At 49.6% G+C, this 13,562-nt stretch carries 11 protein-coding genes; 4 read left to right on the forward strand and 7 right to left on the reverse strand.

Features of this window, described 5'->3' with window-relative positions:
• The first annotated feature begins 88 nt into the window (after positions 1-88).
• Positions 89-1,129 carry a 50S ribosomal protein L11 methyltransferase gene (locus NDA02_RS08510; RefSeq protein WP_190793892.1) on the forward strand — a complete coding sequence of 347 codons (1,041 nt, stop codon included), beginning with the start codon at positions 89-91 and terminating at the stop codon, positions 1,127-1,129.
• A 75-nt stretch (positions 1,130-1,204) separates the two neighbouring features.
• Positions 1,205-2,440, forward strand: a complete 1,236-nt coding sequence (locus NDA02_RS08515; RefSeq protein WP_348246882.1) for an LL-diaminopimelate aminotransferase — start codon at positions 1,205-1,207, stop codon at positions 2,438-2,440.
• Positions 2,441-2,676: 236 nt separating this feature from the next.
• Here NDA02_RS08515 and NDA02_RS08520 read toward each other — a convergent pair whose 3' ends face one another.
• Genes NDA02_RS08520 through NDA02_RS08545 form a run of 6 tightly spaced genes read right to left on the reverse strand, consistent with a single transcriptional unit; the run spans position 2,677 to position 9,555 of the window.
• Positions 2,677-4,725 (reverse strand): response regulator, encoded by a 2,049-nt coding sequence (locus tag NDA02_RS08520; RefSeq protein ID WP_190790190.1) that lies wholly within the window; start codon positions 4,723-4,725, stop codon positions 2,677-2,679.
• A gap of 9 nt (positions 4,726-4,734) precedes the next feature.
• Positions 4,735-6,867: an ATP-binding protein gene (locus tag NDA02_RS08525; protein ID WP_190790189.1), complete on the reverse strand. Its 2,133-nt coding sequence runs from the start codon at positions 6,865-6,867 to the stop codon at positions 4,735-4,737.
• Positions 6,864-7,871 (reverse strand): ATP-binding SpoIIE family protein phosphatase, encoded by a 1,008-nt coding sequence (locus tag NDA02_RS08530; protein ID WP_190790188.1) that lies wholly within the window; start codon positions 7,869-7,871, stop codon positions 6,864-6,866. Before NDA02_RS08530 ends, NDA02_RS08525 begins: the two co-directional genes overlap by 4 nt.
• A gap of 14 nt (positions 7,872-7,885) precedes the next feature.
• Positions 7,886-8,284, reverse strand: a complete 399-nt coding sequence (locus NDA02_RS08535; protein ID WP_190790187.1) for an anti-sigma regulatory factor — start codon at positions 8,282-8,284, stop codon at positions 7,886-7,888.
• Positions 8,271-8,687, reverse strand: a complete 417-nt coding sequence (locus NDA02_RS08540; protein WP_190790186.1) for an STAS domain-containing protein — start codon at positions 8,685-8,687, stop codon at positions 8,271-8,273. The genes NDA02_RS08535 and NDA02_RS08540 overlap by 14 nt, the downstream gene beginning before the upstream one ends.
• Before the next feature lie 16 nt (positions 8,688-8,703).
• Entirely contained in the window at positions 8,704-9,555 is an 852-nt protein-coding gene (locus tag NDA02_RS08545) for an STAS domain-containing protein (RefSeq protein WP_190790185.1), read from the reverse strand.
• 191 nt (positions 9,556-9,746) lie between these two features.
• Between NDA02_RS08545 and NDA02_RS08550 the strand changes: the two genes are divergently transcribed.
• Both NDA02_RS08550 and NDA02_RS08555 read left to right on the forward strand, forming a co-directional pair.
• On the forward strand, positions 9,747-10,490 hold the full coding sequence (locus NDA02_RS08550; protein ID WP_190790184.1) for a phosphatase PAP2 family protein: 744 nt from the start codon (positions 9,747-9,749) through the stop codon (positions 10,488-10,490).
• Positions 10,491-10,853: 363 nt separating this feature from the next.
• Entirely contained in the window at positions 10,854-12,233 is a 1,380-nt protein-coding gene (locus NDA02_RS08555; RefSeq protein WP_348254797.1) for a carotenoid oxygenase family protein, read from the forward strand.
• 208 nt (positions 12,234-12,441) lie between these two features.
• Here NDA02_RS08555 and NDA02_RS08560 read toward each other — a convergent pair whose 3' ends face one another.
• A complete protein-coding gene (locus NDA02_RS08560) occupies positions 12,442-12,990 on the reverse strand; it encodes an isochorismatase family protein (protein ID WP_190793465.1) in 549 nt (182 codons plus the stop codon).
• Positions 12,991-13,562 lie beyond the last annotated feature (572 nt).

Raw genomic sequence — 13,562 nt, forward strand, 5'->3', positions numbered from 1 at the left:
AGGATTTCTTTTGCTTTTCTACGTCGATCGGTTGATTCAAAGTTAATTAAAATGCGTGACACTATTGGGCTAAATTAAAAATTTATCGATGTCCTGGATAGAGTTAAGAATTCACACCACGGCTGAGGCGATCGATTGGGTGAGTACACTGCTTGCCTCGATCGATTATCAGGGCGAGATTCACACTGCAAAATATGACGCTTTGCAGGAGCAAAACAATCCTCAACGATGGGTGTTTACAGTCTGTCTTTACTTCCCGGAACAGGGTGGCAGTCAGGCACAAATTAATCGCATTGATGATTTGCTGTTTCCGCTTTATCGCACCGGATTAACCACCCGCGCCGAATTCGCTCATGTTGAAGAAAAGCCAGCCAGTCACGAAGCAGCTCTAAACCAGATTCAGCGTGTCGGACAACGCTTTGTTATTGTGCCGCTCCAAAGCCCCTCTTTCATAGATTCCACAGAACCAAATTCCACAGAACCGGATTCCACAGAGCCAAATTCCATAGAACAAACTGCTGCCCACTATCTGCCACAAACGCCCAACGAAGTGATCTTAAAAATGGGCACGAGTCTTGCCTTTGGCAGCGGGCTTCACCCGACGACCATGCTCTGCCTGCAACTGCTAGAGCGATACGTTCAGCCCGGAATGAGCACGCTCGACCTGGGTTCTGGCTCTGGCATTCTCAGCATTAGTCTGGCAAAGCTGGGGGCGCAGGTTTTGGCGATCGACAATGACCCTGTTGCAGTCCAGGCAACCACCGCTGCCGCACAGCACAATCAAGTCACCGCACAAATTCAAGCAATGGCAGGCAGTTTGGGCAGTGGCAGCGAGCTAGGACATTGGATGGGCGGCGATCTTCCCCAAGCAGTGCCTACGCTGAATCCTCAAAATGATTTTGATTTGATTGTCAGCAATGTATACGCCCGAATTCAAACCACACTGGCAGACAGTTTTGCCCAGGCACTCCGGCACACCTCGCCTCAAAATGGCATTTTGATCACCTCAGGCTACACGCTGGACTACCAAGAACAAATTGACGAAGCGATGACTGCTGCTGGATTAGAAGCGATCGATCGATTGCAATCCGAAGAGTGGATCGCGCTGGTGCATCAGCGACGTAATTAACGCCACATCAAGAGAATTGTCTGCGTCTCCCCTATCTAAGGAATAATGGTTCTGATTAGACGCAGAGAATCTATCATGGCAACGATTAACGACAATTACCTTAAGCTGAAGGCAGGCTATCTGTTTCCAGAGATTGCGCGGCGCGTGAATGCCTTTGCGGAGGCAAATCCAGACGCAAAAATCATTCGATTAGGGATTGGGGATGTAACCGAACCCCTGCCCGAAGCCTGCCGCACCGCAATGATCAAAGCCGTTGAAGAAATGGGCGATCGATCGACCTTCCAGGGCTATGGTCCTGAGCAGGGCTTTGGCTGGCTGCGCGAAAAGATAGCTCAGTTCGATTTCCAGGCTCGCGGCTGCGGCATTGATGCTTCCGAGATTTTTGTCTCAGATGGCTCCAAGTGCGATACGGGCAATATTCTCGATATTTTTGGGGATAGTAATACGATTGCCGTTACCGATCCGGTCTATCCCGTGTATGTCGATACCAACGTTATGGCAGGACACACGGGCGATGCGAACGAGCAGGGCGAATATGGCGGACTGGTGTATCTGCCTATCACCGCCGAAAATCACTTCACTGCTCAGATTCCCGATCGCAAGGTTGATCTGATCTACCTCTGTTTTCCCAATAACCCCACCGGAGCCGTCGCCACCCGCGAACACCTGGAAGCCTGGGTCAACTATGCGCGATCGCACGGGTCGATTATTTTCTTTGATGCAGCATACGAAGCCTTTATCACCGATCCATCGCTGCCCCACTCCATTTATGAAATCGAAGGAGCGCGGGATTGTGCGATCGAGTTTCGCTCTTTCTCTAAAAATGCTGGATTCACCGGAACCCGATGTGCCTTTACGGTCGTGCCCAAAACGCTGAAGGCAAAAGCGGCAGACGGCTCAGAGGTCGAACTCTGGAAGCTGTGGAACCGTCGCCAGTCCACCAAGTTTAACGGCGTCTCTTACATTGTGCAGCGCGGTGCAGAAGCAGTCTACTCCGAAGCCGGACGATCGCAAATCAAAGAACTCATCCACTTCTACATGGAAAATGCTCGCATTATCCGCGACAAGCTGAGTCAGGCAGGTCTTTCGGTTTATGGCGGGGTAAATGCGCCCTATGTCTGGGTGAAAACGCCCAACGGGCTGTCGAGCTGGGATTTCTTTGATAAGTTGCTGCAAATTTGTAACGTCGTCGGCACTCCCGGATCGGGGTTCGGTGCAGCAGGCGAAGGCTATTTCCGCATTTCTGCCTTTAACAGTCGGGCAAATGTCGAAGAAGCGATGCGCCGGATTACCGAGAAGTTTCAGGCGTAGGCGATGCAGTTCCCCTCTGGGGTAGTCAATTTTTAAATTCTCCGGGGTGGGCACTGAAATTTAGCTTCTGTATCGCCCCCTAAATCCCCTAATGCTGGGAGACTTTGAATTCTGGTTCCCCCCAATTTTGGGGGGCTAGGGGGGCGTATCATACGCTTATTCAGCAACGCCGATTATCCCTCTTCTGTCCCATTAGCCTGTAAGTATCCAGCGCTGCCAATTTCCGAACAGCAAATTCAACCCTTTCTTTGCACTAGCGTCCAAATTGTTTGCAACAGTATTTCTGGCTCAATCGGCTTGGTGATGTGCTGCTGAAATCCGGCTGCGAATGCTTCCTGCTGATCAATTTCTCCAGCATACGCAGTAATCGCGATCGCCAAAATGTTTCCGTTCTGGTCAGGCGATCGCTCTCTAATTTGGCGAAGTAATGTGTAGCCATTCATATCTGGCATGCCGATATCACTCAGGAGCAAATCAAACTTTGCTTGCTGTAACTGACTTAAAGCTTCGTTAGCGGATGCGACCTGAGTAACATTGGCTCCATACTGTTCCAGCAAAAAGGTCACTAGCTCTCGTGAATCTTTTTCATCGTCAACGAAAAGCACTCGCAATCCATCGAGATGAAAATCTGAGGAATTGTGAGAAGAGGGATGATCTGAATGCAATTTTGAGACAGCGATGATAGGAAGCTTCACGGTAAAGGTTGAACCTTGCCCTTCTCCCAGACTCGCTGCCTGAACGGTTCCTCCATGTAGTTCAACTAAATGACGGACGATCGCCAACCCTAACCCTAACCCTCCAAAACTTCGAGTAGTGGTGCTGTCAGCTTGCCGGAAATAGTCAAAGACATAGGGCAAAAAGCTAGGGGTGATACCTTTGCCAGTGTCACTGATCGTAATTTGAGCATAGGTAACGGAGCGATGCGGGGATACGTTAGAGAAACAAGCAGCACTGGCGTATGCCTCTTCTTTTTCTTCGACTTCCTCAACTTGCTCTAACCGCACCTGCACGTTTCCGCCTTGGGGTGTAAATTTAACAGCGTTGGAAATTAGATTCCAAACAACCTGTTGTAAACGGCTAGAATCTCCTAAAACTTGCCCAACATCGGGTTCAAAAGCGGTCTGAATTTGAATAGATTTTGCTTCAGCCGCGAGTCGCACCGTCTCAAGTGCCGCTTCAATCGTAAACGGTAGACCGACTGGACCGATGTTTAAACTCAGCTTGCCCTGAAGGATACGAGAAACATCGAGCAAGTCTTCAATGAGCTGTGCTTGTAATCTAGCATTTCGCTCGATCGTTTCAAGGGCATACTGCGTTTTTGCTTTATCTTGCTGTTTCGTTTGCAGTATTTTTGCCCAACCCAGAATGGGGTTCAGCGGCGATCGTAACTCATGAGATAACACCGCTAAAAATTCGTCTTTGATGCGATTTGCCTGCCTCAGTTGATCCGCTTGCTCACGAGTCGTTTCATACAGTAAATCCAGACGTTGATTGCGCTCTTGCAGAATCGTCTCTGCTTGCTTGCGTTCATCCTCGATCTGCTTGCGATTTGTAATGTCTACCAGAATCAGAACAGCACCCGTGAAGGTTCCAAATTCATTCAGAACCGGGTCCATTGTTTTGGAAAACCAGCGTTCTTGACTTTGCAGTTCTATCACTTGACGCTGGTGCGTTTCTTTAGCACGGTAAAAGCAAGTGCCGTCTCCCACCCCCAAGATGGTACTCATTAACTCATAGTGAACTTGCCCTAAAATCGCTTCAGCAGGCTTACCAAAAAGTCGCACTGTTACCTCGTTACAGCGCAGAATCTTACCCTGCTGATCGAGCAGACAGACACTATCATTGATGGCATCAAACGTCGTTTGCCACTCCTGTGCTGACGCCAGAGCCATCTCCTCGGCCTGTCGAATTCGGAGTAGCGATCGCACCGTTGCTAGCAATTCAATCGGTTCAACGGGTTGCGCTAAATAACCATCAGCACCGCTGTCTAATCCTTCTGCCTTATCCTGGCTTTTGACAAAGCTGGCTGAGAGATGCAGTACCGGAATAAAGCAAGTTTGAGGGTTAGACTTGATCTGACGACAGACTTCAAAGCCGTTCAAATCAGGCAATCTCACATCTAGAATGACCAGTGCCGGTTGATGTTGAGCGATTGCCGCTAACCCTGCGGCTCCTGTTGCCGCTTCTACGACGGTAAACCCTGCATTTTTCAAAATCCGCGTCACGACGTAACGATTAGCTTCGTTATCATCAACATGCAGAATAGTTTCCTGTGGTTCAAACATGACACATCCTCAAGCATCTAGAACGAGTCCAGCTTTAACGAGCGCTTCTCGAAGGTGAAAGGCCGCTTCTGCTTGAGACGTTTCTTCTTTAGAAACAATAGCGACACCTTGTTGAGTTAAATGGCTCTGGGTTTCTAAATTCAACTGTGTCGATGAGTAGATGATAACAGGAATGGACTGAGTAACGGGATTGTGCCGAAGCTGATCAAGCGCATCAAATCCATTCAGCTCTGGCATTTCAAGGTCAAGCAAAATTACAGTAGGCTGTTCACTCTCTGCGACTGCCAATCCTTCTCGTCCGCTTGCAGCTTCTAAAACTTGTAATGGAATATTCGTTAACAACTGCTTCACCACATATCGGTAGACTGGGTCATCATCAATGACTAAGAGTTTTTGAGCTTTACCCCGACTGATTAGCATATTGAGTTTGGTAAGCAAGGGTAGTCTGTCTACAGGCTTAATTAAAAATCCATCGGCTCCTAATGCAAGTGCCTGTTTCTCGTTATCCACAACCGTAATGACCAGTACGGGAATGTTGCGGGTTGCTCCATCACTTTTGAGTTCTCGCAGAAATGTCCAGCCGTTTTGCCCTTCTAACAAAATGTCTAGAACGATCGCCACGGGTTGAAGTTGCTGTAGGGCTTGTCTGGCTTGAGCCAGGGTGCGGGTGGCAATCAGTTGATATCTTGACGCTTGCAGGTGTTTTTCGTAGATAAATAGCGTTTCAGTATGGTCTTCGATCGCCAAAATGGGCAGTTGGGTTGGGTTAAGGGAGGTAATGGGTTTCAGTGAGTCTGGCAGTTCTGCTGCTTTGGGATAAACGATCGGAATGCAGACCGAAAAGGTGGAACCTTGACCCGGTTCACTTTGAACGGAAACGCTGCCCCCCATTAGCTCTGCTAACTTGCGCGATAGCGGCAGTCCTAACCCCGTCCCTTTTACTTGCTTTTGCAGGTGAGACTCAATTTGCACAAAATCCTCAAAGATGCGCCCTTGGTCGTCCGGCGCAATACCGATTCCTGTATCAGACACCGAGAGTTGAATCATCTGACCGGCTTGTTCTGCCGTGACGCGCACCTCTCCCCGTTCCGTAAATTTGAGTGCATTTGAGATAAAGTTTCGGAGAATTTGAGCAATTTTTCCCTCGTCGCTATACAGCGAAGGCAGCCCATCCGGTTCCACAAACACGAGTGAGATAGAAGATCCCTGAACCAGCAGCGGACGCAGCATTCCCCGCAGGGTTGCAAACAAATCACTCACTTCAAAAGAACTGGGATGCACCTCTGTTTTGCCTGCTTCCACCTTTGCCAAATCCAGCAGATCGTTCACCATTTCTGACAATCCATCGGCTGCTTTCTGGATGAACGTCACCTGCTTTTCTTGCTCTGAGGACAGATCCCCATCCATGTGAGCCAGCAGCATTCGAGATAGGGACAGAATCGAGTTGAGCGGTGTGCGGAACTCGTGGCTCATGTTGGAAAGAAAGCGAGTTTTTAACTCGTTAGCCTGTTGTAGAGAGCTAGCTTTCTCATCCAATTCGGCATACAGAGCAATCACGCCTCGATTGGTATCTTCTAACTCGTGGTTGAGGTGAGTGAGCTCTTCTTCTCGCTTGCGAAGTTCTGCCATCGTCCGCAGCAATTCCTGGTTCTGGCGTTGGATTTCGTCGTAGGGGTTTTGGGGCGATCGCTTTGCGACTGCATCCCGGATTTGCTGCAACTGTCGGTCTGTGAGAATGGGCGATTGCTTTTTTGGTAAGGTTTTGCCTATCCGCACGGTAGTCCCCTGCCCTGTCGATTCCACCTCAAAGGAATCCATCAGCCTGCGCGTGCCAGTAATTCCTAGCCCCATGCCGGTCGAGGAATGATAGCGTCCCTCTAAAACATCGCTCAAATGCGGAATGCCCCTTCCCTGATCCTGAATTTGAATCAGAAATGTTTGGGGGCTTTCTTCCACGTCAAATTGAACCGTTCCACCCTTCGCATACTGAAACGCATTGCGGGCAATTTCTGAAACGGCAGTTGCCAGCCGCGCCTGATCTTGCACGTCAAATCCCAGATGTTCTGCCAACTCGCGGGTTCGCTGCCGCGCCTGCACCACATCCTGTTCATAATGAATTTCCAGGGTGAAAAGGGTTGTCATGCTCCCGTTCCTTTCGCCACTAACACGGTTACATCATCGCGCTCCCGATGAAAATCGCGGTATAAAACGCCTGCGATCAAGCTGGGATGTTTTTGGCTTAAGCCCGGATAGCGATCGAGCTTCCACTGGGTACTGATGCCATCGGAATGCATAATCAGTAGCCCGTTGCTATACCAGGGGTAGGTAAACTCGTGAATTTTACGAACTTCATGCCCCACGGTGCCGTTGTAAGACATCAGGTTGTGATGTTCGGTTGCGGAAGAAATGCTGGCAGCAATATTGCCAATGCCCGCAAAGCGAACCGTCTGCTGCTCAAAATTGATTTCAGCGATCGCCAGCACTGCCCCTCTAGTGCTCTTTAAAGCAGCATGAGCCGCTTCGACAATGCGTTCAGGCGACTGATGCTGATGATCGTGAAACACTCGGATGGCAGCTGAAGACGCACTGGCAGCCGCAGGACCGTGCCCTAAACCATCTGTCACTAGAAACAGGCTGCGGTGATCATCTCCTTCCCAGGCCCAGGCATCACCTGAAATTTCCTCTCCCGGCTTGGGTAAACCCACCACACCGATTTCGATGCTTTTCTTTGACGAACGCATCGGGGATTTTGCCCAGAGATGAGCAAGAAGCGCAGTTCCCTTTTTTGGCAGCGAGTAAATTTCAAAGAAGTCAGAGAGGCGACGAATTGCGCCCAGCCCATTGCCCGATGTTCCGGCAGTAGAAAAGCCATCTTGGAGGCACTCCTCTACGTCCATCATGCCAGAACCTTGGTCTAACCCCAGAACCTCGATGCCGATGCTGTCATGTTGTGCGATCGCCCGCAGCACAATCACTCCACCGCCTGCGTGCTGCACGAGATTATTCGCCACCTCCGTCACCAAAATTCCAACCTTGCCCCGTTCGGTTTCCTTAAAGCCAAGACGGTTGGCTAATGACAGAGAGGCTCGCCGTGCTTCCCCAGTTTGACTTTGCTCTGTAACAGCGATCGCCGTAGATTCCTTCAATTGATTCCCTCATGTTACCTCCAGCGTACGATGATTATGCGTGTTCCCTCTCCCACCACAGACTCAATTTCAAATTCGTTAGCAAGACGTTTTGCGCCACCCAACCCCATCCCCAGACCGCCCCCGGTGGTAAAGCCATCCCTGAGTGCCATTTCAATATCTGGAATGCCCGGACCCTGGTCTTCAAAGGTTAGCCTGAGACCCCGCCGCCCACCGTCCTGAAGCATTTCTAAGGTTACGGTTCCCCCTCTCCCATAATCCAGGGTATTCCGAGCTAACTCGCTGGCAGCGGTCACAATTTTGGTTTGGTCTACTAAACTAAAGCCAACCTCAATCGCAAACCGACGCACGGCTTGCCGAACTAAAACCACGTCAGCAGAGGATTGAATTGTCATTTCCTCAATCTTCTGCATTGTCCTCAGCATCCCATTCTGTGGCAATGACCTCAGCCTTGGTAGGTGCACCCAGTGACGATCGCAACAGTGCCATCCCCTTTTCCACATTCAATGCCGTGCGAATGCCTGTCAGGGACAGCCCCAACTCCACTAAGGTAATCGCAACAGCAGGCTGCATCCCGACGACCACCGTTTCAGCATCCATGACCCGCGACATTTTGGCAATGTTGCTTAAAATTCTACCAATGAAGGAATCAACGATCTCTAGCGCAGAAATGTCAATCAGAACCCCATTTGCCTGGGTTTGGCTAATGCGATTGGTCAGATCATCCTGCAAGGTCATTGCCAGGCGATCGTGCATATCGACTTGAATCGTGACGAGCAGAAGTTCGCCCATTTGAAGGATGGGAATGCGCTCCATAAGTCTCTCCTCTAACCTACTTGCGGGCGATCGTGGTTCCCATGCGCTTTAATGCGATGAGAAAGGCATCAGCTAAGGTTGCTTTCGTAATCACATCGGTTAAATCAATGCCAAGATACACGATTGTTTGGGCAATCTGAGGTCGAATACCGCTGATAATACAGTCAGCTCCCATCAGGCGAGCGGCTGTCACTGTTTTCAGCAGGTGTTGAGCTGTCAACGTATCGACGGTCGGAACCCCAGTAATGTCAATAATGGCAACTTCTGACCCAGTTTCAACAATTTTCTGCAATAGCGACTCCATCACCACTTGAGTACGGGCACTATCAAGGGTGCCAATAATCGGTAATGCTAGAATGCCTTCCCAAAGCTTGACCACGGGGGTAGACAGTTCCAGCAGTTCTTCCTGCTGCCGCAAAATTACCTCTTCCCGCGACTTCTGGTAGGCTTCCATCACTAGCAATCCCAGATGATCGAGCAGGTCAGTTGCTCGCCAAACCTCTTCACCTAGCTCAGTAAAGTCTTGCAATTGCTGCCGCAGCCGATCAAACAGTGGTCGCTTGAATGAAAAGACAAATGTAGCGGTTTCCGTGGGGGTGAAGCCTTTTTGAGAACGCGATCGCGAAATGCTGGTCAACATTTCCCGAACTTCTCGCCATTCTGATGTCTGAACATTGCTCAAATTACCAGATTGAGCAGCGACGCGAAGCAACCTGAGAAATTCCCGGCACTCTTCCTGTAGCTCTGCTTCTTTAATTAACCCTCTTCGGGTGTTCGTAGCGGTTAACTCCTGATTCCACTCCAACAGCAAGTCTGCCTCATGGGTTTTTAGTATCTCGGGTATTTTACTGCTGCGAGTCATTTCCATGAGGCATTTTCCTTCATCAAGTCATCCATCAAGACCAGTGTATGACGATTTCAGCCTGATAGTTTTTCAGGAAAGCGATCGGGGGTTGTGTTGCAAAAGGCATTACGATTTGCAGTGTATCTGCTGCTGGGGATGGTGAGCTGAAAACTGACACACGCTGTATGAAGGATTCCCGATTCTTGCCGAAATTCTTGACGAATTGGTTTCGAAACCACTGGCATTTCCCACCCAGAAGCGACTGGTTTGCACTGCTGTTGCTCCTATTTTGTGGCGTGTACCTCCCGCTTCAGGCATTTGTGATTCTGGCACTGAAAATTTGGCAGCTTGAGGGTGGTTTAACCTGGGAAGTGCCGCTGATGATCACGATTCACAACGCAGCAACCCCAACGCTCGATCGCATTGTAGTCGTTCTCACGCAATTTGGCTCGGTCAAAACGATCGGTCCGATCGCCTTCCTGATCGCGGGAGTGCTGTTCTCTCAAAAACGCTGGCGATCGCTGGTTTACCTGACTCTGACGCTTGCGGGATGCGGTGCAATTAACTTGGCTGCAAAATCCTTCTGGCATCGGGTGCGCCCCCAACTCTGGGAAGGTTATATTTTGCCAAAAGATTTCTCGTTTCCCAGTGGTCATGCAATGACGAGTATGGCGTTTGCTGCTGTGGTGATCATGCTGGCGTGGCGCGGTCGCTGGCTTGGTGTCACCACAATGCTGGCGATGGTCTATGTCGTGACGATCGCTTGGACGCGCCTTTATTTGGGCGTGCATTATCCCAGCGATATTCTGGCAGGATGGATGCTGTCGATCGCCTGGGCAATCGGAATTAGTATATTCGTGAAGCCCGCCGCAAACGCGGTTTCAGAAACAATTGCAGAAATATCTGTGAGCAACCAAAATGATGATCAGGAGAATATATCACAAGAAAAAATTTTGTAGTTTTATGGAATGTTTCAGGCCAACTACGATGCATTAATTTAGAAGCTTGAACATCACGTTGAAAGATATTTCAGTCAATACTAGGGTAAATGCCAAGGTCAATATCAAGATCAATGCCAAGCGTTTTTCTCAAAACATGGCAATAGAGTAGATCAAGCAATAGAAAGGAACGCCCTATGATGTTCGATGAGGAGCAGAAGTCATTGAAGAACTGCCAAATATTTCGCTACAGTTTTGCTACAGCTAGGATTAAGCAATCGTTTTAATGCGGCTATGTTTAGCTTGGCAGGAGCAGGAGCGGGGGCAGCACCTGATTCGCGTTTCTGCTAAAAGGGAGAGGCAGACTATTTCTCCCCCAACCCGATGACAGCCACCCTCAACCCCTACCTTGCCGATAACTTTGCTCCGGTTCAAACTGAATTAACGATCGATGACCTGCCAGTTCTGGGCGAGTTACCGCCTGATCTCAACGGCATGTTTGTTCGCAACGGGCCGAATCCTCAGTTTTCGCCGATTGGTCGCTACCACTGGTTTGACGGAGATGGAATGCTGCACGGTGTTCATATCCAGGGCGGCAAGGCAAGCTATCGCAATCGCTACATCCGCACTCAGGGATTCCAGCAAGAGCGGCAGGCAGGGCAGGCATTGTTTGGGGGAATGCTGCAACCTTCACCCAACGGCTCCAAAAATGTGGCGAATACGGCTCTCGTCTGGCATCGCGATCGTCTGCTTGCCCTTTGGGAAGGTGGTGAACCTCATGCGATCGACGTGCCCAGTTTAGACACGATCGGGTCACACACCTTTGGCGGTAAACTCGTTTCTCCGGTGACTGCCCATCCCAAAGTTGACCCGACTACGGGTGAAATGATGTTCTTTGGCTATTCGCTGGCTCAACCGCCCTACCTGAGGTACAGCGTCGTTTCTGCCGAGGGAGAACTGCTGCGAACGGTTGGGATCGATCTGCCTGTGGGTGTGATGATGCATGACTTCGCCATCACCGAACACTACACAATCTTTATGGACTTGCCCCTAACGTTCCGGCTAGAACGAATTCAGCGGGGAGAACCTGCTTTTGCCTTTGAACGCGATCGCCCCAGTCGGTTTGGCATTCTGCCTCGGCACGGCGAAAATCGCATGATTCGCTGGTTTGAATCACCCAGTTGCTACATTTTTCATACGCTGAATGCTTACGAGTCGGGGGATGACATTATCCTGATTGCCTGTCGGATGGGCAGCACCAGCATCCTGGGTGCGTCTCCGGGTTCCCATGAAAGCGATAATCGCGCTATTAGCAGTAATGTGCCGCTGCTTTACCGCTGGCGGTTCAATCTCAAGACTGGAACCGTACAGGAAGAGACCCTCGACGATTGCCCCTGCGAATTCCCACGCATCAACGAACAGTATTTAGGACGGCCTATCCGCTATGGCTATGCGGGCAAGAGTGCGCCTACCGCAATGCCCAAGTTTAATGGCTTACTCCAGTTCGATCTGGCGCATCAATCGGTGCAAACGCACTCCTTTGGGACAGGACGCTATGGGGGTGAAGGCGTGTTTGTGCCAAGACCCGGTGCGACGACCGAAGACGATGGGTGGCTGATGACGTTCGTACATGACGAAACTCAGAGCACCTCTGAATTGATCATTGTCGCAGCCCAAGCCATGACCGATGAACCAATTGCCCGCGTCTTGATGCCCCAACGCATTCCCTATGGTTTTCACGGCACCTGGATTGCGTTTGTATAAGACCTGCTACGGCGATCGCACTCAACACCAATCAATTTCCGATCGCCCCGCGCCCAATCCGCAGTTCAGCGTCACGGGAAGAGGAGGATAACAGCGTAGATCTAGAAGCATCGATCCCATCAGGGCCGTCTATGCTAGAACTTGATTTTGTCTAATGATTTTAGGGAGTATGCGATCGCTCCTAAAGGCTAAAAGTTTATGTTTGGGATTAATCGTCTTGGTTTGGCGTCGGAGCCGCAAGAAAGCCTTCTCCCAATCCAGCATCGCGCAAACGCTGTGCCCCAATATTGCGACTCAGAACCGCTAAACCTGCCAGATGCGCCTGCAACCCTGCAGTACTGGCACAGCAATCTGTTAACACAAGTGGTTCGATGCCTCGGTCAAACAAATCCATCGCAATTTTTAAGACACACATATCGGTGTCGATTCCAACTACAGCAACCTGCTGAATTTGATGGTCACAGAAATAATCCACGAGTTCAATAGGCATCCCGCATAATCCCGGTTTACTAAAGACGAATTGGGATTGAATGTAGGGAGCTAAGTCTGCCGCTAGATTGGTTTCAGGTTCCCCATGACAACCGTTCCAGTTGAGCAGGCGAGTGTAGGGACCATCGGATAAGTTAATGAAACGAGTAAATAATATCGGAGAATAGATTTTCTGCTCAATTAAGCGCACTACTCTGGGGGGAATGTGATGTGTAAAGTCGTTAATAAATCCTGTTTGCACATCAACAACCAGTAGAGGAATAGTCATAAAAGGTTTTAATGAGCTTTTCGCTTTTACGGTTAGTAATACTTTATATAAGGCCTAACTGCGGATCTTAACACCCCCTTTGGAAAGAAGAGAAAAGATGAACTGCAATTAGATTCACGAGTGGGCTAGTAAGCCTGCGATCGATCCTTCCACAATATAAGTTTGTCGCCTTTCAAGTGAATTCATCAGTTTTCTTATAAACCTCACCGAAAATATCTCGTTGGTTTCTTTATTGATGTTGTCTAATGTCTTATCAGCGACTCCAAATAGTTCTACCAATTTAGATCTAAATCGACAAAAAACGTTTAATATTCCACTCGTAAAACTTTGTAAGATTACCGCTTCGTGAAATAAACAGGTTGCCAAAGGAGTAGGGGGGAACCAAACCATCGCTTGTCTTTCTGCCTGCTGAGGGAGTCTTTATTGATTAAAGCAATGTGATGCTGCTCATGGATGGGGTCGGAGATCGGGTAGAGTTTAATGCAGGTGGGAAAGTGAGGGTCAATGAGGGGATGGAAACAAGGGTAAAAGGGGTTTGGGCGATCGGAGAAATTCGCAATCCCCCGTTCAGG

Origin of the sequence: Leptolyngbya sp. ST-U4, from assembly GCF_039962215.1 — a bacterium.
In the GTDB taxonomy this organism is placed as follows: domain Bacteria; phylum Cyanobacteriota; class Cyanobacteriia; order Elainellales; family Elainellaceae; genus Leptolyngbya_A.

Excerpts from the sequence above, each read along its gene's own strand:
- NDA02_RS08510 (WP_190793892.1), top strand. The coding sequence starts at position 89 with ATGTCCTGGATAGAGTTAAGAATTCACACCACGGCTGAGGCGATCGAT.
- NDA02_RS08515 (WP_348246882.1), top strand. The coding sequence starts at position 1,205 with ATGGCAACGATTAACGACAATTACCTTAAGCTGAAGGCAGGCTATCTG.
- NDA02_RS08520 (WP_190790190.1), bottom strand. The coding sequence starts at position 4,725 with ATGTTTGAACCACAGGAAACTATTCTGCATGTTGATGATAACGAAGCT.
- NDA02_RS08525 (WP_190790189.1), bottom strand. The coding sequence starts at position 6,867 with ATGACAACCCTTTTCACCCTGGAAATTCATTATGAACAGGATGTGGTG.
- NDA02_RS08535 (WP_190790187.1), bottom strand. The coding sequence starts at position 8,284 with ATGCAGAAGATTGAGGAAATGACAATTCAATCCTCTGCTGACGTGGTT.
- NDA02_RS08540 (WP_190790186.1), bottom strand. The coding sequence starts at position 8,687 with ATGGAGCGCATTCCCATCCTTCAAATGGGCGAACTTCTGCTCGTCACG.
- NDA02_RS08545 (WP_190790185.1), bottom strand. The coding sequence starts at position 9,555 with ATGGAAATGACTCGCAGCAGTAAAATACCCGAGATACTAAAAACCCAT.
- NDA02_RS08555 (WP_348254797.1), top strand. The coding sequence starts at position 10,854 with ATGACAGCCACCCTCAACCCCTACCTTGCCGATAACTTTGCTCCGGTT.
- NDA02_RS08560 (WP_190793465.1), bottom strand. The coding sequence starts at position 12,990 with ATGACTATTCCTCTACTGGTTGTTGATGTGCAAACAGGATTTATTAAC.